18 protein-coding genes are annotated in these 24,698 nt (G+C 45.4%); 7 read left to right on the top strand and 11 right to left on the bottom strand.

Going from position 1 to position 24,698, the window contains the following annotated elements; translation table 11 throughout:
* Positions 1 to 136 precede the first annotated feature (136 nt).
* Entirely contained in the window at positions 137 to 2,002 is a 1,866-nt protein-coding gene (locus MKY63_RS12060; RefSeq protein ID WP_038573700.1) for an LTA synthase family protein, read from the top strand.
* A 114-nt stretch (positions 2,003 to 2,116) separates the two neighbouring features.
* On the opposite strand, the gene MKY63_RS12055 is transcribed toward MKY63_RS12060, so the two are convergent.
* Entirely contained in the window at positions 2,117 to 2,548 is a 432-nt protein-coding gene (locus MKY63_RS12055; protein ID WP_051491215.1) for a MarR family transcriptional regulator, read from the bottom strand.
* Between the two features lie 243 nt (positions 2,549 to 2,791).
* Between MKY63_RS12055 and MKY63_RS12050 the strand changes: the two genes are divergently transcribed.
* The gene (locus MKY63_RS12050; protein WP_038573703.1) at positions 2,792 to 4,489 is read left to right on the top strand and encodes a methyl-accepting chemotaxis protein; all 1,698 of its coding nucleotides are present in this window, start codon (positions 2,792 to 2,794) and stop codon (positions 4,487 to 4,489) included.
* Positions 4,490 to 4,566: 77 nt separating this feature from the next.
* On the opposite strand, the gene MKY63_RS12045 is transcribed toward MKY63_RS12050, so the two are convergent.
* The 5 genes from MKY63_RS12045 to MKY63_RS12025 all read right to left on the bottom strand — a co-directional run bounded on the left by MKY63_RS12045 (position 4,567) and on the right by MKY63_RS12025 (position 14,523).
* Positions 4,567 to 6,582, bottom strand: a complete 2,016-nt coding sequence (locus tag MKY63_RS12045) for an EAL domain-containing protein (RefSeq protein WP_038573706.1) — start codon at positions 6,580 to 6,582, stop codon at positions 4,567 to 4,569.
* A gap of 233 nt (positions 6,583 to 6,815) precedes the next feature.
* Positions 6,816 to 8,474, bottom strand: a complete 1,659-nt coding sequence (locus tag MKY63_RS12040; RefSeq protein ID WP_076099700.1) for a hypothetical protein — start codon at positions 8,472 to 8,474, stop codon at positions 6,816 to 6,818.
* Positions 8,467 to 9,273 carry an ABC transporter ATP-binding protein gene (locus MKY63_RS12035; RefSeq protein ID WP_036682032.1) on the bottom strand — a complete coding sequence of 269 codons (807 nt, stop codon included), beginning with the start codon at positions 9,271 to 9,273 and terminating at the stop codon, positions 8,467 to 8,469. The genes MKY63_RS12040 and MKY63_RS12035 overlap by 8 nt, the downstream gene beginning before the upstream one ends.
* A gap of 689 nt (positions 9,274 to 9,962) precedes the next feature.
* Positions 9,963 to 13,682 carry an S-layer homology domain-containing protein gene (locus MKY63_RS12030; protein ID WP_076099701.1) on the bottom strand — a complete coding sequence of 1,240 codons (3,720 nt, stop codon included), beginning with the start codon at positions 13,680 to 13,682 and terminating at the stop codon, positions 9,963 to 9,965.
* Between the two features lie 73 nt (positions 13,683 to 13,755).
* Positions 13,756 to 14,523 (bottom strand): hypothetical protein, encoded by a 768-nt coding sequence (locus tag MKY63_RS12025; RefSeq protein WP_076099702.1) that lies wholly within the window; start codon positions 14,521 to 14,523, stop codon positions 13,756 to 13,758.
* Positions 14,524 to 14,879: 356 nt separating this feature from the next.
* On the opposite strand from MKY63_RS12025, the gene MKY63_RS12020 reads away from it, so the two are divergent.
* Complete coding sequence (locus MKY63_RS12020) at positions 14,880 to 16,235, top strand: dicarboxylate/amino acid:cation symporter (protein WP_036682429.1); 1,356 nt, start codon at positions 14,880 to 14,882, stop codon at positions 16,233 to 16,235.
* An 87-nt stretch (positions 16,236 to 16,322) separates the two neighbouring features.
* Here the strand turns inward: MKY63_RS12020 and MKY63_RS12015 are convergent, their stop codons facing one another.
* The 4 genes from MKY63_RS12015 to MKY63_RS12000 form a co-directional block, all read right to left on the bottom strand.
* Positions 16,323 to 17,318 (bottom strand): Gfo/Idh/MocA family oxidoreductase, encoded by a 996-nt coding sequence (locus MKY63_RS12015; protein ID WP_076099703.1) that lies wholly within the window; start codon positions 17,316 to 17,318, stop codon positions 16,323 to 16,325.
* Positions 17,319 to 17,481: 163 nt separating this feature from the next.
* Entirely contained in the window at positions 17,482 to 18,435 is a 954-nt protein-coding gene (gene menA, locus MKY63_RS12010; protein ID WP_036682041.1) for a 1,4-dihydroxy-2-naphthoate polyprenyltransferase, read from the bottom strand.
* A gap of 38 nt (positions 18,436 to 18,473) precedes the next feature.
* Positions 18,474 to 19,250 carry a DUF6081 family protein gene (locus MKY63_RS12005; RefSeq protein ID WP_249267652.1) on the bottom strand — a complete coding sequence of 259 codons (777 nt, stop codon included), beginning with the start codon at positions 19,248 to 19,250 and terminating at the stop codon, positions 18,474 to 18,476.
* Between the two features lie 35 nt (positions 19,251 to 19,285).
* Positions 19,286 to 20,203: a prenyltransferase gene (locus tag MKY63_RS12000; RefSeq protein WP_036682043.1), complete on the bottom strand. Its 918-nt coding sequence runs from the start codon at positions 20,201 to 20,203 to the stop codon at positions 19,286 to 19,288.
* Between the two features lie 336 nt (positions 20,204 to 20,539).
* Between MKY63_RS12000 and MKY63_RS11995 the strand changes: the two genes are divergently transcribed.
* From MKY63_RS11995 to MKY63_RS11980, 4 genes are all read left to right on the top strand, one after another.
* Complete coding sequence (locus MKY63_RS11995) at positions 20,540 to 21,163, top strand: GPR1/FUN34/YaaH family transporter (RefSeq protein WP_036682044.1); 624 nt, start codon at positions 20,540 to 20,542, stop codon at positions 21,161 to 21,163.
* Positions 21,164 to 21,217: 54 nt separating this feature from the next.
* A complete protein-coding gene (locus MKY63_RS11990; RefSeq protein WP_051491217.1) occupies positions 21,218 to 21,535 on the top strand; it encodes a hypothetical protein in 318 nt (105 codons plus the stop codon).
* A gap of 121 nt (positions 21,536 to 21,656) precedes the next feature.
* Positions 21,657 to 22,133, top strand: coding sequence for a DsrE/DsrF/DrsH-like family protein (locus MKY63_RS11985; protein WP_036682046.1), 477 nt, complete (start codon positions 21,657 to 21,659; stop codon positions 22,131 to 22,133).
* A 125-nt stretch (positions 22,134 to 22,258) separates the two neighbouring features.
* Positions 22,259 to 23,770: an aminotransferase class V-fold PLP-dependent enzyme gene (locus MKY63_RS11980; protein ID WP_036682047.1), complete on the top strand. Its 1,512-nt coding sequence runs from the start codon at positions 22,259 to 22,261 to the stop codon at positions 23,768 to 23,770.
* Between the two features lie 12 nt (positions 23,771 to 23,782).
* On the opposite strand, the gene MKY63_RS11975 is transcribed toward MKY63_RS11980, so the two are convergent.
* Positions 23,783 to 24,694, bottom strand: coding sequence for an aldo/keto reductase (locus MKY63_RS11975; protein WP_036682049.1), 912 nt, complete (start codon positions 24,692 to 24,694; stop codon positions 23,783 to 23,785).
* Between the last annotated feature and the right edge of the window lie 4 nt (positions 24,695 to 24,698).

Here is a 24,698-nt window from a genome sequence, read left to right as displayed (position 1 = left end):
CTTAGGTTCTCGATTTTTGACATTCTATAGCTAGCCCTGCATAATAAATTTTATTACTATGGAATTATTTTGTCTGGGGCGCTGTTTCTTCCTAGCCGGGAAATAGCGTTTTATCATGTAGAAAGAAGGCGAAGCTGTGTCATCCTTTAACTTTAAACAGTGGATCGTTAAACCTTTTGTGTTTTTCACAATAATTTTTATTCTAAAAGCTTTCTTGGCATGGGGCGTAATCTTTGACGATATATTGCCCTGGAAATCATTATTAACTGAAATCCCCTTTGCTTGGGCGCTCTTCTGTATCATTGAACGTTTTGGTTCCAAGCGCAAGCTCGGATATTACATGACCGTAAATTTATTAGTGACAGCCATTTTCTTCGCAGCCATTATGTATTTTAAATATTATGGTGTTATTGTGACTTACCATGCAGCGGAGCAGGTGAATCAAGTCACCGCCGTCAGCAACAGCGTATTCTCACTAATGGATCCATACTACCTGCTGATTTTTACAGACATCATTATTCTCGGAGTTTATTTCTTCTTTAATAAAAAAGGCCGGGTCTATAAGAAAGAGAATATCAACCGCCGCCGTGGCGGAAAACTTAAGTACAGCGTTCTGTTTGCAGTCTCACTTGCTTTATGCCTGTTCAACATCTTGCCTAATAAGGCCAGCATGAACGAAATTAAGAAAGCCCAGGAAATGGGAATTCTTAATTATGAAGCCTATACGATCTTCGCTAAAGAAGAGCCTGAGCTAGTCAATTCAAGTGACATTACACAAGATGCCATCAATAAATTGAAGGGGATTAATACTACGGCTAGTTCTCCACTTCAAGGCATCGCGAAAGATAAGAACCTTATTATTATTCAAATGGAATCTTTCCAGAATTTTTTGCTAGGACTTAAATTAGACGGTCAAGAAATTACACCGAACCTGAACAAGGTGATGAAGGACAGTCTTTACTTCCCTAATTTTTATCAAATGGTTGGTCAAGGGAATACGTCGGATGCAGAGTTCGTAGTTAATACTTCCTTCTACATCCCTCCACGTGGAGCGGCAACGATGTCCTATGTAGATAAGGTACTGCCGAGTCTGCCACGTGTGCTTAAAGAAAATGGTTATCAGACTGCAACCTTCCACACCAATGTCGTAGAATTCTGGAACCGCGGCGAGCTGTATGACTCCCTGGGCTTCGATCATTATTATGATCGCAAATTTTTTGGTGAAGATGATGTCTTTTTCTTTGGCGCTTCTGATGATACGCTCTACAGTAAGACAGCCGACAAACTAAAAGAAATGGACCAACAGGAGCAGCCTTTTTACGCTCAAGTCATTTCAATGTCAGCGCATCACCCTTTTACTATTCCGGAAGAAAAATACCGTATGGAGCTGCCAGAGCGTTATGAAGGTACTTTTGTTGGTGACTATATCCGTTCCCAGAACTATGCGGATGATGCTTTTGGACATTTTGTAGAAGAGCTTAAAGCGAAAGGTGTCTGGGACAATAGTGTAATCATGATTTATGGAGATCATATGGGATTGCCGATTTATTCCCTCGATCATGATGATAAAGAATTGATGACTGAAATCTATGGTCATGAATACAGTTATGCGGATATGATGAACATCCCTCTGCTTATTCATGCAGGTGATGGCGTAGCGCCGCAGACCATTGATGAAGTAGGCGGAGAAGTGGATATCATGCCAACCGCTGCAAGTCTGCTTGGGATTTCATTAGAGAATAACGTATATTTTGGTCAAGATCTACTCAGTCAGACTTATAATTTGCTGCCAGAACGATATTATTTACCTTCTGGTTCATTCATTGCCAGCTCAGGATTGCTTATTCCTGGTAACAGCTTTGAAGACAACACTCAGTACTCTATTTATAACGATGGAACAACACCAAGTGCCACTGAGGACGAATATAACCGTGCCTTGAGGCTTTTACAGCTTTCTCACAGCTATATCACTCAGTTGCCTGACAAACAACCTAAACAATAAATTACAGGGCGTAGGCAACCAACGAACAAAAACAGCAGAGCAGCGATTCTCCAATAATGGAGAACCGCTGCTCTGCTGTTTTTTATAAAGATATCCATTCCGAAGCTTAGCTGACTAACGCTCCTGGTCCTCGATCATACGGTAATACTCTGCAAAGTTGCGTAGTTCTTCGGGCTTCAGTATGGACAAATGCTCTGCCAGCAGTTCTTTGGACCGGAAATGTCCTTCTTCCAGCACCTGCTGACCCTTCTCGGTGATCGTTACTACAACCGCTCTCCGATCCTTCCCATCCGGCTCACGCTTGATATAACCCAGCACCTCCAAACGGTCCAGCATCACCGTCACTGCACTGGATTTGACCTCCATACTTTCTGCCAGCTGTACCACCCGCGACTTCTTTTCTTTCGCTATCATATTTAACAGACCCATCTGAGGCACCGTAAGTCCGAGTTCTTTGTGCAAAGACATTTGAGACATAATCTTACGCTGTACTCTCCACATGGATAGTCCAAGACGATCAATTAACGGATCTATTTGATGTGGCATATTTGTTCAACCCCAATCCGTTTTTAATAACTCAAGCGTACCACTAGAACTGGTAATGATTCAATGGTTTTGTCTACTAAACCATTGAAAGCATGCTGGAAAGCGCAAACTTCCACGAATCTCCAATTTCCGACACAGAAATACTATATTCCATGTAAGGTTATGAGCATATCAATGCGATATAATCGTAGAGGTGAGAGCTATTATCACTGAGAACATAATTTGTCAAGGTTGGTGCGAAGAATGAAATTAGCAACTAAATTAACTTGGATGATGTTCATCGTCTTACTTCTTGTAGGATCATCCATCGGGTTCTTCGGATACCGTACAGCTTATAAGCAAGTAGACGAAGCCGCAGGTATCGAATTGGTAGGATGCGCTAATATTACAACCGGCCTGATTGACCCCGCAGATATTTCCGCATTGTTGGCAGGCGATCAAAGTAAACTGGAGGCTGTAGAGGATCGAATCGGTTGGATTGTGGCACATAAGGCTATTTTTAAAGAGGCATTCATCTTATCCTTAGACGGAAAAGTACTTGCCGCAGATTCAAGCTTCCAGGCTAGAGGTTATAAAGCAGGCGATACTTTTTATTTTTCAGATGAAGATAAGCAAATGATTACTGAGCATAAGCATTCCTCCTACTCCAAGGTTTATACATACGAAGGTACCTCACTTAAGACAGGTTACGGCCCCATCTATCAGGATCATGATCCATCCAAACCTATAGTTGCGCTGATGGCCATTAATTTCGATGGCTCCATAATTCAAGAAAGAACCCAAGATATCATAGTTCAGCCCTTTATTATCGGAGCTTCCATTCTGGTTATAGCTATCGTAGCAGCTTATCTGTTAATCCGCCGAATGATAAGTCCGTTAACGAAGCTGTCTAAAGGGGTCAATCTTGTTGCACAAGGCGACCTTACTCATAATCCTATTTTATTCAACAGCAAGGATGAGATTGGTACATTAGCCCGTAATTTTAATGACATGACCCAAAGCCTGCGCTTGCTTATTACCGAGGTCAATGAGACTTCCATGCAGGTAGCTTCCTCGTCCGAAGAGCTCTCTGCCAGTGCACAGGAAACCAACCGGGCCGGTGAGTACAGCGTCAATGTTACAATTGAGCTTGCGGATAGCGCGAATTCACAGCTGCAGAATATGGAGGGCGAATATAAGTCTGTACAAGACCTGTCTCGCTTCATCACAGAGATTGCAGGCAATGCAGATAACGCGATGAATAATGCGGTCAGCAACGCTAATAAAGCCCGTACAGGCCGTGAAGCAATGGATTCCACCACACAGCAGATGAGAGTCGTAAGTGACAGCATTACCGACCTAGCAATCATTATTGAAACCTTGGGTGGTTATTCCAAAGAAATCGAAAATATCGTGGGTACTATTGCCAGCATCGCAGAGGAAACCAATCTCCTGTCCCTAAATGCAGCGATTGAAGCCGCAAGAGCTGGAGAAGAAGGAAGAGGGTTTGCGGTCGTTGCCCATTCCGTGCGTAAGCTTGCTGAGCGCTCAGCCCATTCCGCTGCGCAAATTGGCCAGCTGGTAAACATCATCGTGAATCAGATGGATCAAGCAGGAGAAACAATGAAACGCTCTACAGAAGAGATGGAGCACGGCAGAGAAATGATTGCCACGGCAGGCCAGTCCTTCTCGGAGATAGAAATGTCTGTCTCGGGAATGGCCTCACAAAGTCAGCAGATCTCCGGAACAGTTCGACAGCTTTCGCTAATTTCCGACCGTCTCGTTACAACCCTTCAGAATATCGTAAATGTCGCTAATCAGACAGCCAGCAGTGCAGAGACATTATCCGCTTCCTCAGAAGAACAGCTTGCCGCGATGGAAGAAGTTGAGTCTGCAGCAGCTTTCCTGTCCTCACTAGCTGAGAAGCTGCAAATTCTGATTGAACGATTTAAGGTTTCTTAATAGCAAAGGGGCTAGCGTCCAAGCAGAGAAATTCTGCTTGGACGCTAGCCCCTTGTTCTATGTATTGAGATCATCTGCTACGATACTGCTGTATTCGCTATAAACCACTGGCCCAGCTCATGCACCGGCATTGGCCGCCCATAATAATAACCCTGCATCACTCTGCAGCCTAAGGATTGCAGCAGCTCAATCTGCTCTGGTGTCTCCACACCTTCCGCCACGACCTCCATATTAAGATTGGTGGCAATCGCAATGATATTACTGATAATAGCTTTCTTGGAATGCATCTTGCTCTTACGAATAAACACTTGATCAATCTTGAGTGTGTTCACTGGAATCTCATCTAAATTACCAAGGGACGAAAAGCCTGTCCCAAAGTCATCCAGTGATACCCTTACCCCAAGTGCCCGAAGTCTGGATAGCTGCGCAACCGTCTCTTCCATGTTATTCATCGCAATGGACTCTGTAATCTCCAGTTCAAGGAAATGTGGTTCTAGGCCTGAACGTGTGAGTGCTTCTTCTACAACATCGTATAAGCCCCCACCCTCAAACATCCGCGCTGACATATTAATAGAGACTGCGACATTTGCTATCTCTTCCTTATGCCAAAGCATGTTCTGGCTGCATACATCATGCAGCATCCAATAGGTAATGGGGACAATTAGTCCCGTTTCCTCTGCGATGGGAATGAATTCCGCGGGAGAAATTATCCCATGTTCAGGGTGCCGCCAACGCAGCAGTGCTTCAAGACCCACGGTAACGTTCATATACGAATCCCATTTCGGCTGGTAAACAACCATAAACTCGGAGCGTGCCAGCGCTTTACGAAGATCCTTCTCCAGCGACATCCGTCTCAGCTGATGGCGGTTCATCTCCTGATCGAACACACTGAATTTATTCTTACCCGAATCCTTAGAGGTATAAAGAGCTGTATCGGCTGCCTTCATTAACGCTGAGCGGTCAGTTCCATGCATAGGGGTCATACTGATCCCCACGCTTGCAGTAACATATAGCTCATTACCTTGAATACTGTAATATTTCTTAAGCTCATATAAAATGTGCTCTGCTTCCTCTTGCGCATCCTCCACAGTACAATCTGGAAGAGCGATCAGGAATTCATCTCCGCCCAAACGAAAGACCTTGCCCTTACTTCCTACAGAGCGTCTTAATCTTATAGCGACCTCTCGCAGTAACAAGTCCCCTATATCATGTCCAAGCGTATCATTAATCGACTTAAACCGATCCAGATCCACAAAAAATACGGCGCCAGATCTACTCCCGAAAAATTCATCTTTAAAATAACGTACCAGGCCATGCCTGTTCGGAAGATCGGTTAGCGGATCATAATAAGCCATCCGTTCCAGCACATGCCGGTCCAGAAATACAGCACCACCAGAAATCGCAAGCATAAATAGCGTTACCAAGGATACTCCCATTAAAAGAATAACATCAGTCTCCATAAAAAAAGTTGTATTGCCTAGCAGACCGTTATATTCAAAATGAGTCGCCCTTACACTCGTATAATGCAATCCAGTCACCGAAAATCCGATAAAGAGAGCAGAGTATAACTTCCAGCGGTTAAAACCCACATAGTCTTTAAACTTGTGAAATAGAAATAATCCGATAAAAGACGAGAGCATAACGAGGATTACAGCACATGTCTGAGTCCATATCTCATAATGAATCTCCGCTGCGATCTTCATGGAGGACATCCCGATATAATGCATAGCAGAGATCCCGCTGCCCAGAAGAACACCACTAACTATTAAACAACTTTTTCTTAAACGTGGCACAAACGTAATCCGGAATGCCGAATAGCAGCACAATACACCAACCAATAACGATAATACAGCCCTGCCTGGATAATAATTCACGCTAAAAGGAAAACGGCTCGCCATAATCCCTACATAATGTATCGACCATATGCCACTGCCGAGTACACATGCCCCCGATATTAACCATAAGCGACGAACTTTCCCAAACGAGCGAGGGACTTGCGAGATCAGATTCAGCGCGGAATAAGCTGCAGTCGCCGCTAGCGCAAATGATAGTAAAACAATCCAAACGTTATAGTGGATTCCCATTTTATCCATTAGTTAACCTCTTCACCGGTTTTGAATACCGTAATCGCTGCAGCGTATTTCTCAAGTAAAAAATCAGTACACGAATATCAGATAAATGGAAGAGTGCGTAAAGATTATAGGTTATCCCTGAAAAGCAACTTTAGATGTATTCTACCTTGTATTCAGCCGATTGTCTAAGAAAATACTGGAATTTATACCCTTTTTTTATGTCGGCAAAAAATGTCCATATTTGACGCATTCACTCACCCCGGAAAGTTGGATATGTGACCTGTGGTTGATGGGGTTTTGGGGAAGGTCTTTCGCCATAACCATTGATTCAAAACTACCAGAACTAACAGATAGATGTAAATTCCTCCGGTAAATAAAGTGAAGACATAGTGAATACCCGCCATCCCCATCAGCAAAAACATAAGCATGAAGGCGACTCCAGTGTAATCCTTTTGTTTGGCTGCCTCATAACGCTCTGAAAAAGGTAAGCTCCGCGGATAAACACGAAAGCAGATGACTGAGAAAATCAGCATGGCGAATAATACCACTACTAAATCAGGTACAATGTGCACACCGAACAACAGAATGAACAATACCGCATCTACAGCAAATAAAGGTAAGACTAGCCGCAGCAGCGCCGCCTTAAGCATCCCACGGTAAATAGGTGTGCTATCGGGTAAAGGAATCAGCCTATAAATCCAAGCTCCTTTATAACTTGTAGAGTAGCGTAGCATCTGTATTACAGTCTGCATTAACATCGTGCAGAAATAGATTAACAAGTACACTTTTGAACCTTTAAGGGAACCATCATAACTATTCTGCAATATACCAAATATAAAAATAAACGGGAATGCGATAGAAAAGCCAAGTGCAGGATAGACCTTCAGCTTAAAATCGCGCTCATTCTTCATCATGGACCAAGTAAACCGAAAGAAAATCCCCTCTGCCGGTTCCTTACATACTCTGCGCGAGAGCCACTCTGCGAGCTGGCCCTTGTCTTTTCCACCGGAGCCTTGCTCTGCCAGCTTTTGCAAATTCCGCTCAAACTGCGGCATCAGCTTAATATAAGCTACGATCAGTACAAGTGGGGTTATCAAAGCCAGCAATGAGAGAATGAAGTAATAGGGTTCTCTCGCTCCACCAAGCAACAGTTCAAACGGAGCCGCGAACCAAACCGGAAAAATAAAGTACTGCCACCAAGCAGGATGATAAGCAGCGCCAAGCTCAGTGAGGTTGAACAACCGGGAGATGAATTGATAGCCCACCATTATTCCGATCGTTAGAAGGATTTGCGTATAATTTATAATATCCTTGAGCTTCTCCCCATCAAAAAACCGCATGATCATCAGGTAGAGCAGTGCAGTTATTACGAGGATAAAACAGTCTAACAAGACAATTGTCACCGCATACATCAGAAAAAAAGCGATCCCCTGCTTAAATAGGCTAAATACCAAAGATGGACCAGTGATCGACAATGTAACTGTCCCTAAGTAGAGAAGAACGTGGATACTTTTGGCCATATTTAAGGTGGTTCGGTTGACGGGTTTGGAAAAAAGAATATTTTTATCACGTAAATCAAGCATTACTGAAGAAAAATCAGAGATCAGGGTTGTGGAGACAAAAAACATAATGATCCCAAAGGTTAAGCTCATTTGCAGCATATAGTGATCATTGGATAGCGTTAGCGGAATTAATATTAAACCAAACAGTAAGTAAATCCACTGCAATCGCAAAGGCGAACCTTCTTTAACGTTCTCCTTTTTCTGCATACCTGCAAGCGCTGTAGGCGTTCTTCTTCCGTCCATGGTCAGTTTGATCTGCAGAATACTCCGCATGGTGTCATAATCGACTCCAAATCTTATAAATGCACCCCGCAGCTTATCCAACAGCCTCAGCACGAAGAAATCAGTCATAAGAGGATACCTCTTGCTCTTGCATGACCGCAACAAATTCACCAGCGATATCACGGTATTTATCAAATCCGGTTAATTGATTGAAAATATCTTCAAGCGTCCCTTCGCGGCCTTTCTCCTTCAGCTCCGCAAAACTTCCGTCCGCCACAATATCCCCGCCATCAATCAAAATGATCCGGCTACTGATTTTCTCAACCACATCCATGATATGTGAGGAGTAAAAAATGGTCTTCCCCCGTGCCGCCAGCGATGCAAAAATCTCCTTCACTATCATCACGCTATTAGCATCCAAACCACTCAGCGGTTCATCCAGGAATAAAATATCGGGGTCATGCAGCATGCTGGAGATAAGCAGCACCTTTTGCTTCATCCCTTTTGAGAACGAAGAAATCCGCATATCGTAAGACTTCTCCAAACCTAGCAGTGTGGTTAATTTTTTGGCCTTGTAGTCCGCCTCCGCACGACCTAGCCCATACAGCTCGCCAACAAAGGTTAGATACTCTCTTGCAGTGAGGCTATCATATAATTCGGCTACCTCCGGCACATAACCTATACGTTTCTTGTAAGAAACATCTCCATCAGCAATATCCTTACCGAAAATCTCCACTTTACCGTTATATCCTTCTACCAAACCGAGCATAATCTTCACCGTTGTACTCTTGCCTGCCCCGTTAGGGCCGATATAACCAATAATTTGTCCTCTGTATACCTTAAGATCAATTCCCTTTAGCACCATTCGGTCTGTATAGTTCATCCATAAACCTGAAATCGCTATGACCGGATCGTCAGCTAAACCCATACCTCAATCCCCTTTCTAGTAACTAATCAATAATGTGAAATATTACTACTTTATGTAATTACAATAATTGTATCATTTAGTAGAATCCTCTTCCATGATTTAGTCTGCTAATCTTATGTCTAGTTAAATAAAGAGTGGCCATTAGGCCACCCACTAGAGATTTATAGCGAAAGGCAGCGCCACGGATGCCACGAAATGGCTGTTGGCACCCCCTTTATTTGAGCACACCGGGCTAAGATCAGAGTATGTTTGGTCGGGTAGCATTTTTACGTAAGAGAGCGAGTACGCTATCGGACACAGCTGACCTTATACGCGGATTTTTACCACATTTGGAGTGCTAAAGGACCCCATAGTCGCTATCAGCATGAAAAACACCATAAACGCACCTTTTTCTAAGCGATAGCGTCGCTGGAGTCCGAAACTATGCCCCAAAGGCTGGAATGTGGAAAATAACGTCATCTGGGTCCGAAAGCCGCGCCGATAATGAATGAGCTGCTGAATCAAGCGGGCAAGAGGGCAAGCGTGCAAGCGGACAGGGCAAGGGCAACCAGCCAGCTAACAAACAAAAAAACAGAGCAGCGATACTCCAATAAAAGAGGAATCGCTGCTCTGCTGTCTTAGCCAAACCGAGTCGCCGCATTCATAGTTGAACGCTACTTACGTGACGTCCGCTATGTCTTAGTGGCTGATTATTTGGATAGCAAATTGTAAATAACCTGTGCTGCTTCTGCTCTTGTAGTGACTTCTTTCGGATTGAGTTTACCGTTCGCTCCGGTCACTACACCTCTCTCTACCAGCGCTTGAAGGGCTTCTTGTGCATAACCAGCGATCTGTCCAGCATCACTAAAGCCGGCAAGCGTGGCCGCTGTCTTCTCAGATGGCAGTTCACCTAGCGCTACAAGCGAGCGGTACAAGAGTGTAAATAGCTCCTGCCTAGTGATCTGAATCTCTGGCTGGAATTGATTATCACCCGAACCCGTTGCTACCCCAAGACGCTTAGCTGTAGCAAGATAATTCGTATAATACGTATTGCCTGCATCTGCAAAATTATCAGCAGCAATGGCATCCGGTGTGATGTCATAAGCCTTGAGCAACAAGACGATGAACTGCCCTCTAGTGATTGCAGCATTAGGACTGTAATGTTCAGCATCCGTACCAGATGTGATACTACGTGCTGCCAAGAAACCTACTGCATGGCTATACCATGAGGCATCTGGAACATCTGCAAAGCTCACTTGATTATATCCAATAATATATTGGGAGAAATGTGTGGTTACGAAATCTACAGTTCCCTTAGCGGTATTGTAATTTCCACGTACATTGTCCAAACTTCCAGTGCTGTTAATGTGATACACAATAACCGCATCTGACCGTTCTCCCGCTTGCAGCACGTACGGTACGCTGACACGAACACTGCCCCCACCGAAGGTGGAAATCGTGCTTTCACCCGCTATAACCGACAAGTCATAAACCGGTCTGTCTCCGAGAACAGCCTTGCCTTCTGCCGTTAATGACACCTTCGCGATTCTAATAATGATGTCTCCGGCATCTGAAGCTGCACTAATGCTTGCCAATGATTTGGCATCAAACGTAATCGTACCCACATTCTCATAATCAATGGTAATCTCCGCCTTCGTTCCGGCGGCTAACTCATTAATTATGCTTCTTGGAAGAGTAAGTTCAGCTGTTTGAGTATCTGAAGTAGCTGCAACACTAATTTCAAGAACAGCTTTCTTCCCATCAGCTTCTGCCTTCTTAGCGAGACTCACGAATTCAGCAGCCGTTTCTTTTGTGATCGTTGCAGTAGTCACTCCTGTGGTTTTATCCGTTTTAGTTGCTGCTGTTGCTGATAGGTTCACGGTACTCCCTGCTGTTGCCGTAGCAACCAGTTGAGGGCTTGCTGATGGTGTTGGTGTAGTCGTGCTCGGTGTAGAATTGCCACCTGTTCCACCTGTTCCAGGATCTGAAATAGGCACATAGGCCGGAACAACAATGTCAGTCGCTGGACTTGCCTTATAACCTTCTTTGGCTGCGTATCTCACTTGATACGTGCCCGGTATTAATCCTGTGATTTCTTTATCTGGTGCATACACATAATTAGTTACACTCGACAGCTTATATTCTAAGGCTGTCGTGGTTCCCGTAATTCTTCCATCATTGTTCGCTGCTGAGGTAGGAGCAACTCCCTGTAACCCAGTTGGAGCTGCTTGTTCCGCAGTGAATGCTGGAACGATTACATCTGCTGCTCTACCCGCGTTAAATCCTTCTTTAGCTGCGTATCTTACCTGATAGATACCCGGCACCAGTCCAACGATCTCTACATCTGATGCGTAGACATAATCGGTAACCGTAGACAGCTTATATTCCAGCGCTTTCGTAGTTCCTATAATTTTACCGTCGTCATTGGCTGCACTGGTTGGTGCTATACCTACTAATCCTGTAGGTGCCGCTTGCTCACCATATGCCGGGACTTCAACTGTAGCGTCTTTACCTACGCTGTATCCCTCTTTTGCCGCATATCGCACATTATAGAAGCCCGGAGTAAGACCAGTGATAGCTGTACCTGTTACAGGTTTATAATCAGCTTCTCCAACGCCTTTATACTCCTGTCCTTCAGCAGAACCCGTAATTTGCCCATCATCATTAGCTTCAGAAGTAGGTGCTACGCCTACCAGTCCTGTCGGGGCTGCTTGTTGATGGGTGTAAGCAGGAACTTCCACACTTACGTCTTCGCCAGCATTATAAGGAATGATTGTGGGTCCAGCTGCGGAAGTTGGCCCTTGATAGCCCGATGTAGCGGCATATCTTACCTTATAAACACCAGGTGCAAGCCCTGTAATGGCTGATCCCGAAGCTGGGGTGTAAGCCTCGTCTCCAGCAAGCTTAAATTCCAATGCTGCACTGGTGCCTACAATTTGCCCATCCTTATTGTCGGCCGCTGTTGGTGCTACACCGGTAAGTCCTGCCGGTACAGCTTCGAGTCTGGAGAATATTTTATCCAGCGCTGTTGTAGTGTTATTGTATCTGGCTCCGATTGGGTAATTAGCCTGCACGTAATCCGGTTGGATATTCGTCCAGCTGTACATAAGTTCAACATGCCCTAGAATCGGTGAATTTTTGCCTCCTGCCTCCTTGTTGTCCTTGTTATAAGTGAACAGATATGGAACTTGAAGTCTGTCTCCGCTCACGGTGTTTCCAAGTCCATCTACATAACTAATTACAGTTGGTTTGGCAGCTGAATTGTTTTCGGTCTTGATATTGGTCAGATAAGTACGAACCAGATCAACATAAAGCTGCGCATACGGATGATTAGTGGTTCTAATCTGAAGCTCATTATTATTATGCGGATTTGCACTGCCCTTAGTGCCGCTGTTGTTATTAGGCTCAGCAACGGTCACACCAGCATCCAACTTAGTGTCGAAGAAGTAGATCTTATTGATATTATGTTTTTTGGCATATTCGTTGATATATTTAATCACCGCTTGCGTGTTAGGGCACCACGACCCGCCTAACAAAATCGCATAGTTTCCCTCACTCGCTAAAATTTGCTTCAGCTGATGATAGGTCACATGTTCATAAACAAGCGTGCCATCCGCTTCGTTGAAGATCGTAGGTTTTCCCTCATTTTCCCCTTCATAGTTCTTATTAAATGCAGCCTTGATATAAGCCGACTCGTCGATAGTGTCATATCGGGAAGCGGCACCCAGCACCTCACTTACTGATGTTTTATACGTATTAACCTTCGCCGCATCAAGTGTTCCGTTCGTCAGGAACTCATTCCACGAATAGCTCTTATCCAGGTAGGATACGACAGGAGCACTATTTCCCTGTGCATCCTTGTGATCCTTGTTGTATACCAATAAGAATGGAGACTCGAGCTTGTTAGCAGTCACAACTTCCCCGTTTTTATTGGTATAGCTGACATTGCGTTCTGGATCATCTTTGGAAGACAGATTTAAATTCTTCAAATACTTGTTGACCAGATCAACATATTTATAGGCAAATTTATTATTGCTGTCTGCAATCTGAAGGGTGTCCCCGTCCAGCTTAGTATCAAAGTTATAAATCGTAGAGATGCCATATTCCTTGGCTGCCTCGTTGATAAAGCCGATATCGGCCTGTGTATTCTCGCTCCAAGCGCCGCCAACCAGAACAGCGTATGTGCCTTCACTCTCAAAAAGATGAACGATATCTTCATACGTTGCTGTTTTAAATACATGGTTAGCATCATTTAGATGGTCATAGACATGACTGAAATAGTCAAACTGGTTAACGCCACCTTGGGAAGAGGTTATAACCTCTGCGTTATCCGGATTAGCATAAGCTCTTCCTGCCTGTGTAGGCAGGAAGAGCAGGGAGGCTGCCAGCAGCAGCGTTACAATTTTTTTGATAGTTAATGGTCGTATCATTATGTGCACCTCGCCTTAAATAGGTTTATGGGATGAATGGGCTGAAAGGAATCCTGAATGAGCCTGCTGCTCATCAAGGACAAACCTCTTCCTCAGCGGCTGGTGCCGGTGCGGGTGCCTGAACCGTTTCCGCTGGAGCAGCTGCTGGTGCGCTGACCGTGGATGCAGGTGCAGAAGACGATGTTTTCGGTTGAGAAGACTCAACTACCGGAGCCGGGGTCGCTTTAACTACCTCTGTTGTAGAGAAGGTTATAGCTTTTTTGGAAGGTGTCTCCGTTGCTTTTGCTACAGGAGCGGCGGTTTCCTTAGGCTGTTCAGATACAACAGGAGCTGCGGTCGGCTGAACGGCTTTAGCGGTTACGTTTGCTTTTGGAGCAGTCGTAGGCGCAGCAGTTGGCGCAGGCGTTGCCGCGCTGGTTTGCGGTTTAACAGATGCAGATACCGTTGTTGCAGCTGTTGCCGTCTTAGCGGTGTCCGCAGCCGGGGATGCGGTTGCTTTAGGCTGAGCTGCGCCCGCTTCTGGAGCTGCTGAAGCAACAACCTTCGCCGCAGAATCAACAGCTGCTGGGGCCGCAGTAGCTTCTGCCGTGACTGTCTCTGCTGCTGGAGCCGAAGCTTCCGGCTGGACAGCTTCTGTTACAGGAGCTGCAGTAGCTTCTGCCTGAACAACAACTGCTGCCGCAGAAGTAGCTACTGGTAAAGCTGCTGCGGTTACTGCTGTATTACTACTCTCTTGAATGGGTGCTGCCTCTGCTGTTTTTTTGTTAGCGGATACCGCGGCATACGTCAATGCGGAGAAGACGATAGCGGCGGCAACCAAAGAGATCGAAAGCTTTTTCATATGTGTACCATCCTTTTCAAATAAAATAAGAGACCCCTTCATTACATTCTTGTACCTTAAATCCGTAACTCTCCCTTCTCTAAAGTTAAAAAAAAGAGACTCAACGGGACGCAATTTACGCGTCTTTCGTTGAATCTCCGGCTGTCCAGTCGATTCCAATTGGCTTGTGATTAAGTTCCATATTATTCATGCCATAGTGCCTTGTCAATCAATTTTTATTTTTCACATCGTTTTTATCGGAATTAATTATTTTTAACATATAATTACATTGACTTTACTATAAATTCTATATAGATTGATCTCAATAGGATTAATCACATTAAAAAACTAGGTTTAAGGGGGTATTGGTAGTGAACATAGATAACAACTTATTATCCGCCATCGAAACGAACTGGTATGGATTTGTCGCTTCCATATTTGTGTTTGCAATTTTGTTTCTACTGGCACGTAAACGAATTGGATTTGGCACCCGGGTACTCATCGGACTTGGCATCGGACTTATTGCCGGTATATTCTTTCAATACTTCGATTTAGAGACCAAAGCTATTAGCACATTCGGCAGCATTTATGTCAGCTTGATCCGCATGCTCGTCATTCCTTTAGTATTCGTACTCGTATTAAACAGTATTTCTTCCTTAACCAATCTGGAGTATCTACGCAAAATCGGGATCAAAACCTTCGCCTGGTTCCTCGGAACAACTGGCATCGCTTCTATTATCGGCCTATCGGTTGCGCTGCTGTTCAATCCCGGCCAAGGTATACAACAAGATGTACCCGCAGATTTTGCAGCCCGGGAAATCCCGACCTTCTCCCAGGTTATCCTCGATCTTGTTCCATCTAACCCTGTTAATGAAGCAGCTACGGGTAAGGTTGTGCCTCTACTCATTTTCGCCATCTTCTTAGCAGTAGCTATAATCAAGATTGGCTCCAAGAAACCCGAAGCAGTCAAACCTGTACGTGATCTTATTGAATCCCTAACACTGATACTGCATCAGGTTGTGAAATTCATTATTCGCCTGACCCCTTATGGCGTATTCGCACTGATTGCCGGAATCACCGCACGTTATGGCTGGGAGACGTTGCAGGAGCTAGGCAGTGTAATTATAACCTCGTACGTAGCAATGATTATACATTTTGTACTTATCTTTGGCGGATTGGTTCTATTAGTAGCGAAGGTGAATCCAATTCGTTTCTTCCGCAAAGTGTATCCAACCATTACTGTTGCCTTCACAACCAGAAGCAGCTATGCAACACTTCCGGTCAATCTCGAAGTTATTACGAAGCGGCTTCATGTCTCCCCACGGATCGCGAGCTTTATCGCACCGTTAGGGGCATCTGTGAACTTTAATGCGTGCGGTGGGATTTGGCCAGCTATTGTGGCTGTATTTACCGCTCAAGTATTCGGTATTGATCTGAACTGGACCGACTATATTACACTGGTATTAGTAAGTATTATTTCTTCCATTGGTGTAGCTGGCGTACCTGGACCTGCCGTAATCTCCACCACGGTAGTCTTAACTGCTCTCGGCCTGCCGCTTGAAGGAATCGCTATCGTTGCAGGTGTTGAAGCGCTCATCGATATGGGCCGTACCGCTGTAAACGCAACTGGAACAGCTGTAACAGCTCTGTTAGTAGCTAATTCCGAAGGTGAATTTGACCGCGAAGCGTTTAATAGCAATGATGACGATGATATTCTCTTGAGCACCGTTTAAAAGCTGAGACTGTAAAAACCTCCGGAAGCTGCGTATAGCAGAGCGCCCGGAGGTTTTTTTGCATAGATTCATATTGGATTCATCTTCTTATAGCATACTAATTCTTTCCCGCTTTTTAGCAGAAGCTAGACAAGTCTCGATCAATTGTATGCCCAGCACTGCATCCTCAGGTGCAAATAATTTTTTTCCTGTAAATACTGCGGCGGCAAAATCATCGACCTCCCGTGTATAGGGATTCGCCCCGGTGGCATCAACCCGTCTTACCCCTTCTCCCGTATGCACAAAAAATTCGGCATCCTCATCTCTAGCATTAAAAGGCATAGGCACTTCAATCATTCCATCGGTCCCCAGAATCTCTAACAGCTGGCGGTTATATGCCCACATCCCGCAATCAAAAATCAGGCTTAGCCCCTTCGGAAACTCTACCAGCCCTGAAGCCATCATATCTACATTGTCATGCTCCGGAGAGAACATAGCCTGTACTGTCACGGCTTCCGGCTCAGCTCCGAACAGCAGTCGTGCTGCACTTAGCGGATAACAGCCGATATCATAAAGCGAGCCGCCGCCCCAAGCGGATTTAAAGCGAATATTAGAGGTATCTGTAGCGTCATTATAAGTAAAAGTGCCTCGAATGGAGCGTAATTCGCCAATTTCACCGCTAGAGATAATCTCTTGCAATTCCGCAATCCGAGGATGATGCCGATACATATAAGCTTCTGCCAAATGGACTCCAGCATCATTACAAGCTTTTACCATCTCAGCCGCTTCTTCACTGTTCAGCGCGATCGGTTTCTCACATAAGATATGTTTGCCAGCTTCCGCCGCACGGATTACCCATTCCCGATGGAGGTGATTTGGCAGTGGAATATACACTGCATCAATATCCTTATCCGCCAGTAATTCCTCATAGCTGCCGTAAGCTTTATCTATTCCGAACTCTGCGGCTACAGCGCTGCTTTTTTCTAAACCGCGACTGGCTACCGCTGTAATCATTCCCGTCTGCGAATCCATTATAGCCGGCATCACTGAACCTGTCGCAATCTGCGCGCAGCCCATGATTCCCCAGCGAAGTTTTTGCACCATCGTTGCTAACCTTCTTCCTTATAGATTACTTACTATACTTAAAGCCACCTTATCATAGAATGAAACGTTTCTCTAACAGAAAGAAGCCTGCAAATTGCAAAAAAACAGTGCCAAAAGGAGCGCCAACCCCGATAGACACTGCTTTTTTATAAAATATGAATTTTTATATTAGTGCATTTAACAGCACAGCCGCACCCAGCACAACTATACGTGCAAGGTTCATCAATACGAAGTTTTTGACGGCAAGAATAAAGGTACTCGCCTTCTCCTGTTTCTCTGTGAACAAGGCAATATTTCGGCGCAGCGGGATCAGCGTAAGTAGAATCAACAGAACCAGAATAGGGTTAATCCCTAAGATCAGCAGCACTACAAGATCCAGATAAGAGACATAGTAGAGATATTTAAAAAGCACAAGCGCATTGCGGCGGCCAATGTACACCGGAAGCGTATACCTTCGATTCTCCACATCCTCATCAATATCACAAATATTATTAGCGAGCATAATCCCTGCGATCCCCAAAATAGCGGGCACGGAAAACCAGAAAAGGTACAGCACTTCCACGATGTTGATATTCAAGCTGACCCAGCCGTTCTGGAGCAGCAGTGAAACCACATGCTCATCCGTATGGATATAGGCAGAGATAAAAATAATAACAAAGCCCATAAACAAACCGGAGAACAGCTCACCTAACGGCATCCGCGAGATGGGAATCGGCCCGAACGAATAAAGTATACCGATCAAGAACGACAGTCCACCCAGCAAAAAGACCAGCAAACCCGTCTGAGTGACAAGCGCAATCCCGCCCCCTGCTGCCAGCGCCAGCAAAATCACAATCGTCGCCACGACGGTGCGCTCTTTTAGCTTAAAATGAACAATCGCATTATGTGTCTCGTAGCCGTAGCCGTGGGTTTTAGAAGCTTTTTTGAAATCGTAATAGTTGTTAATCGCCGTCGTCGCCATATCGAAGCTAAGCAAAGACACGAACATCAATCCAAAACGCAGTACGTAAAAATCCTCAAACCGGTACAGGGCGTACAACGTTCCCATTAGAAACGGAATAATACTGGCTACCTTCGTCGGCAGCTCCACAAATCTTAGAAAGCTTTTAATATTCACACCATACACCCTTATCTGTCAAATGAGCCTGCAAGGCATTACTGTTCAGTTGTTGTAACCGTCACTGGGGACCATTCTGCAATAACTGTTTGTCCATGTACAGACACACTGCCTTCAGGACTCAGATCCTTCTCTGTCATAATTCCGAGCGCTACAGTGAAGTTATTGAATTTAAGCGGAATATTTTTCTCGCGGCGTACTTCCTTGCCGTTCAAATAGAATACAGCCTCATCATTGCCACGGTGATAGGTAATACGGTACGTATTGAATTCCCGTGGTTTGAAATCCGTATCTTCTTTAAAGATGCAGAAGTATTTCGTTCCAGTGCTTTCTGGTACTTGTACACCCGGGAACGGCAAAATACCATATACACTAGCGTATTTATCATTTCCCGCGAAGAAATCAAGCGCAGCGCCTGTCGTGAAATCCAGCAGGTTCAGCGATACATATCCATCATACAGATCTCCAGGTGCAGTTCCTTGTGTACGGCAACGAATTTGCAGCTCAATGCTAATCTCTCCTGCTTCCGGAATCTCCACTGGCTTGGCTGAATAATACATGTGCTTGGCATTGTCCAGAATTTGCACTTGATGATTCTCGCGAGATAACTTCGCACGTACATACAGGGTGTCATTACGAACGATAACTACAGCCTCCGGCTCACGGTAAGCCCAAAATGATCCGTCAGGCAGTGTAAATCCACCCGTCTTCCAGACCTTTCCTTCTTCTAAAATGGAGTGGAAATCCCCAAGAACCATGCGATTGCCTTTAACTTGTTGTTCTTCTGCCATCAATACCTTGTCCTTCTTTTCCATGAAAGCTCACTCCTTCTGTAGTCCATCTATTAGTATCAGATCAAGCCTTGAATTAATAAAGTTATTGCCATTACTACTCCGCAGCGTACAGAGGCTTTTTGTGAAGCACCCATCAGCGGGATATAAGCCGGCGAAGCATTATGTTGCTTGAGACTACTGTAAATGCGCAGCGGCCAGAAAGCTGTAACCAGCGCCAGCAGTGCGTAAACAGGAAGTACACCCAACAGCACACAGACTATCACCGAAGCGTAGCCAGTGAAAAGAAGTACACGTGAGAATACAAGTGCCTTTTGTTCTCCCCATACTACAACAAGCGTAAGCTTACCCGCCTGCTCATCCGCTTTCCAATGTAGAAAATGGTGATTAAACAACAATAATGTAGTTAAAAATCCGACAGGCAGCGAGAGAATTACAGGCTTCATGCTAAACTGACCGGTTTGTACGAAATAGGAGCCTAATACAGGCATAATCCCAAAAGCAATAAAAATGGCCATCTCACTATAACCTTTGCCGCGATAGCCATAACGCAGTGGCGGAGCCACATAGAAATAAGCGATTAAAGCACCAACAAGTACAAACCAAAGGATATTCCAACCGCTATATATACTAAGAATCCCACCACAGATAAGGGCAATCGCCAGCATACTCCAGGTCATCCTTGCATAAAAAGACTCCGAGAGGATCCCACCTGTCAGTAGCCCGGAGTTTGTGCTGATTTCACCAGCGGAATTCTTTGCTTCTGTATCGGTTCCGTTGCGGAAGTCCCACAGATCATTCACCATATTGGAGAACAAATGCGCCGAGATCGCCCCTATTAATGTAAGAATAAATAAAACCGGATGGAATGTCCCTTCCCATACATATGCCCCAACGGTCCCCAAAACAATCGGGATGAGCATAACAGAAAAACTCCAAAACCGGGTCGCCTTGGTAAATAATGTCCATTTGTTCACTTCAAGCTTACCGCCTTTTTTCATATGATTTGATAATAATTATCACTGACTATTATACATCAATTTTCGATAGATTGTGAAGATTATCACTGCATATAATGTCTATTCTTGACATAATATTTCCGTTTGTTTGGTCAAGTAACTTGATAATGGAAGATAAAAATGTAAACAATTCCTTATTTCACGCAGGACCCCTATTTTACGACAAAAAATGAGTGTTGTTTTATAGGCAAGCACATACCGATATGATATGATAGGCAAGCCTATGAACAGCGCCCCTTACGGGCTGTTTTTAAGAGCGTAAAACTATATATAATAATGGAGGCTTTTACTGTCATGTCAGCGCAATCCCCTAACACCCAATCTGTCAAAATCGTCACTGCCGACCCTAGCGCCATCGGGCTATTCGGACTGGCTATTGTCACATTGGTCGCTTCTTCACAGAAGCTTGAATTTACAACAGGACTTAGCTATGTTATTCCTTGGGCTATCTTCCTGGGAGCATTCGCGCAGCTATTCGCCGCCATTCAGGATGCTAAGCACAACAATACCTTTGGTATGACTGCCTTTGGCGCCTACGCTTTCTTTTGGTTCGGCATGGCTAGCAGCTGGCTAATCAAGCTTGGCGTATTTGGACCAACGCTTGCGGAGGCTGTAGATCCTAAGCAGCTCGGATTTGTATTTCTGGGTTACTTGATCTTCACACTCTTTATGACGATTGGTGCCGTTGAGGCAAATAGAGTTCTGCTTATCATTTTTGTATTGATAGATTTTCTCTTTATCGGACTAACCTTTGATTCCTTTGGGATCGCTCCAGAATTCTTCCATAAGCTAGCTGCTTGTGCTGAGCTTGGTATTGGTATCGTGTCCCTTTACGGATGTGGAGCATCCGTGCTAAACGCTCATTTCGGCCGCAGCTTCTTACCGATTGGAGCTCCGCTGGGCATCTTCAAAAAATAGAAATTGTTCTGATCTGAAACTAATACTTTTGCAAGCCGAAAGGATGCTGAGACTATGCATGTCCTGTCCTCTTCTGAATTAGCGGTAACTGCTATTTTCGCCCTTATTCTCGCAGTTATTGCCTACCTGATCATTCGGAATATCCCGAAGATGGTTGGTGATATTGCGGCTTTTCGCAAAAGAACACTGGTTTGGACCCAAGTTTCACTAGTACTAACGGTGCTTCAGTTGAATTTCAAAGCAGGCGATTGGCGCTTTTCTATCGTCCTTGGACTCATTGTGTTATTTACCGGAGCTATTTGGCTGTCCGCCCGTTATTACGACATCAGTCGCAATGCAGATCCAGAATCTAAAGATCCTGAAGTACATTAGTAAATCTCAAGCTCCCGAAAGGGGGCTTTTTTTTATAATTTCAGAAAGCTTCTTCGCATAGTTCTCCCCACCACAACCATACTAATGACATTCTAATAAAAGTAACGGGAGGATTATCAGGGTGAGCAAAAAAATCAATCTGCTAATGTTCAGTGGGGAATACGACAAAGCGATGGCTGGACTGATCCTAGCGAATGCAGCAAGAGATATCGATGTCGAGGTTACCATGTTCTTTTCATTCTGGGGTCTATTTTTGGTGCGTGATCCGGAAAAAATGACCCTTGAGGACAAGAGTATCTACGAGAAGCTGATGGATGTTATTACACCGAAGGGCCCTGGGCAGCTGCCGCTCTCTCATCTGAACTTTAGCGGGCTGGGACGAATGATGCTGGAGGAAATGATGGAGGAACAAGGCGCACCGAAGCTGATTCATTTTCTAAAAGGGGCTCGTAAAAAAAACATCAAATTCTATGCCTGCAAGCTTTCTGTGGAGATCATGGGCTTTAAGCCCGAGGAACTGCTGCCAGAGGTCGAAATCATCGATGCTGCGGCATATTTAAAAGATGCTTTAGAAAGTGATGTACAGTTATTTATTTAAAGTCTGACTAGGCTTTAACCCAATCCCCCATGCAGGCATATACTGTTGCCATAGAAACTACTGGCACGCCGAAAATACACCCCATTAACTTAGCACTGACGGCGTACGGGCTGGAGGGAATATCCGTGCTAAACATCATCCACGCCTCTTCTGCAGAGACGCCCGCTTCATTACAAGACCATTTTGATACTTTTCGTGGTCACACCATCGGCATTCGGCATCAGATCACCACCCCATATGGCAGACAACCGCTTCTGTATGCCGATTGGACCGCAAGCGGGCGCCTATATGAACCGATCGAACGCAAGTTGCAGGAAGCCTTCGGTCCCTACGTCAGCAATCCACATACAGATTCCAACACCACCGGACTAATCATGACGCAGGCTTATAATGAAGCTCGCCAAATCATTAAGAACCATGTAAATGCCGGCCCTCAGGATGTACTGCTCTTCTGCGGCAATGGAACAACAGGAGCCGTGAACAAGCTGCAGCGTATCATGGGATTAAGGCTCCCGGAATGGCTACAGGAACATAATAACCGCGCGCTGGAAGATCGCCCCGTTATCTTCACCAGCCATATGGAGCATCATTCCAATATTCTTCCTTGGCAGGAGGGGCTTGGTGACGTCGTTACCATTCCCGCCGGAAAGGACGGAAATATTGACCCCCAGCAGCTTGAAGACCAGCTGCGATTATACCCCAATCGCCGTTTCAAGATTGGTTCATTTACAGCTTGTTCTAATGTGACTGGAATTCAGACGCCTTACGCAAAGCTAGCGGCTGCTATGCATCGTCATGGGGGCGTGTGTTTTGTGGATTTTGCCGCCAGTGCTCCCTACGTGCCTATCAATATGCACCCACCTTCCCCATTGGAGAAGCTTGATGCGATCTTTTTTTCTCCGCATAAATTTCTGGGTGGGCCGGGCACAAACGGCGTTCTAATCTTTGATGAAGCGCTGAACAATGGACGTATTCCTGACGAACCGGGTGGAGGTACAGTAGCCTGGGTCAACCCTTGGGGAGGACGCCGCTACACTAATGCGATTGAGATGCGGGAAGACGGGGGAACACCGGGGTTTTTACAGGCTTTTCGCACGGCACTTTGCGTGAAGCTGAAGGAGCAGATGAATGGAAACGGTCAATATATGGTGATGAGAGAGCACGAGCTGTGTCAGCAATTATTGGCAGGACTCAGCGACATACCGGAGTGCTCACTGCTGGCCGGAGATCATACAGAACGTCATGGAATCGTCTCTTTTACACTGCGCGATATTCATTACAACCTTGCTGTCCAGCTGTTGAATGACCGTTTCGGCATACAAGCTCGAGGCGGCTGCTCTTGTGCAGGTCCATATGGACATTACCTGCTCGGATTAGGGTGGACGCAATCCGCTCAGATTGCCGGAGCAATCATGAGCGGCGACCAATCCTTCAGACCAGGGTGGATTCGCATCTCTCTACATCCCATTATGACTAATCAGGAAGTAGAGAGAATTGTATCCGCTGTAAGGAGTATTGCGACCCATGTCCAGCAATGGAAGCAGGACTATCTTTACGATACTTCCACGAACAGCTGGAATCATATCTACGTGAAGCATTCACCCGAGATGAAGCTCCAAGAACTCTTCACCGTGTAACATTCTAACTTATCACACGTTGCCCTTCACCATGTCCAAATCGGCAGCACTGGCATTGGAGATGACTTGTTCTACATTTTTGCAGCCCGGAATTACACTGGTTACTGCGGAATGCTGGAGGCACCAAGCCAAAGCCCACTGCGCCATATCCAGACCTGATGGCACTTCATTGGCAGCAATTTCTGCTACTGCGCGCAGCTGCTTTTGTCTTACATCCTCTTTATGGTTCGCTCGCACATCACCCTGAGCAAAAATCGCATCTGGCTTATACTTGCCGCTCAAATAACCACTGGCTAACGGAACGCGAGCTAACACACCTAATTGATGCTCGATGCACAGCGGAAGAATCTCTTCTTCAGGTTGACGATCCAGCCGATTATATACTACTTGTATGGCCTCTGCCTGCACATCCGCTGCCGCAGAGGTCTGATGCACCCCCGAGCCCGATGCACTGATCGACACGCCTAAATGACGGATTTTACCGGCTTGCTTCTGTCTGTCGAGCATACTCCACAGCTTATCATTATCGAACTGCTCATCCGTTCCGGAATGGAATTGATAGAGGTCGACATACTCTGTTTGGAGTGCGCGCAGGGAGTCGTCCAGCTGCTTAAGCACATCCTCAGCACGCCATAGCTGTTCCCGCTGCAAATGCCCTTGAAAATGATGGCCAAATTTCGTAGCTACAACCCAGTCCTCGCGTTTGCGGCGCGCCAGATAATCCCCGATGAACTTCTCCGACAAGTGATCTCCGTAACATTCTGCCGTATCAATCAGGTTAATCCCCAGCTCCCCAGCCTTATCCAGCATGGCATCGACTTCAGCCTGAGTGAAATCCTTGCCCCACTCTCCGCCAAACTGCCAAGTCCCCAGGCCAATCACCGAGACATTCATTCCTGTACTGCCAAGCTTACGATATTTCATCATC

This window comes from Paenibacillus sp. FSL R7-0189, assembly GCF_037969925.1.
Lineage (GTDB): Bacteria > Bacillota > Bacilli > Paenibacillales > Paenibacillaceae > Paenibacillus_AQ > Paenibacillus_AQ odorifer.
Note: the sequence above shows the minus strand (reverse complement) of the source record. Positions and strands in the feature narration are given on the sequence as shown.

Coding starts and splice junctions, on each gene's coding strand:
- MKY63_RS12030 (WP_076099701.1), bottom strand. CDS start 13,682: ATGATACGACCATTAACTATCAAAAAAATTGTAACGCTGCTGCTGGCA.
- MKY63_RS12050 (WP_038573703.1), top strand. CDS start 2,792: ATGAAATTAGCAACTAAATTAACTTGGATGATGTTCATCGTCTTACTT.
- MKY63_RS12025 (WP_076099702.1), bottom strand. CDS start 14,523: ATGAAAAAGCTTTCGATCTCTTTGGTTGCCGCCGCTATCGTCTTCTCC.
- MKY63_RS12005 (WP_249267652.1), bottom strand. CDS start 19,250: ATGGAAAAGAAGGACAAGGTATTGATGGCAGAAGAACAACAAGTTAAA.
- MKY63_RS11975 (WP_036682049.1), bottom strand. CDS start 24,694: ATGAAATATCGTAAGCTTGGCAGTACAGGAATGAATGTCTCGGTGATT.
- MKY63_RS12035 (WP_036682032.1), bottom strand. CDS start 9,273: ATGGGTTTAGCTGACGATCCGGTCATAGCGATTTCAGGTTTATGGATG.
- MKY63_RS11990 (WP_051491217.1), top strand. CDS start 21,218: ATGCATGTCCTGTCCTCTTCTGAATTAGCGGTAACTGCTATTTTCGCC.
- MKY63_RS11995 (WP_036682044.1), top strand. CDS start 20,540: ATGTCAGCGCAATCCCCTAACACCCAATCTGTCAAAATCGTCACTGCC.
- MKY63_RS12055 (WP_051491215.1), bottom strand. CDS start 2,548: ATGCCACATCAAATAGATCCGTTAATTGATCGTCTTGGACTATCCATG.
- MKY63_RS12015 (WP_076099703.1), bottom strand. CDS start 17,318: ATGGTGCAAAAACTTCGCTGGGGAATCATGGGCTGCGCGCAGATTGCG.
- MKY63_RS12040 (WP_076099700.1), bottom strand. CDS start 8,474: ATGACTGATTTCTTCGTGCTGAGGCTGTTGGATAAGCTGCGGGGTGCA.
- MKY63_RS12045 (WP_038573706.1), bottom strand. CDS start 6,582: ATGGATAAAATGGGAATCCACTATAACGTTTGGATTGTTTTACTATCA.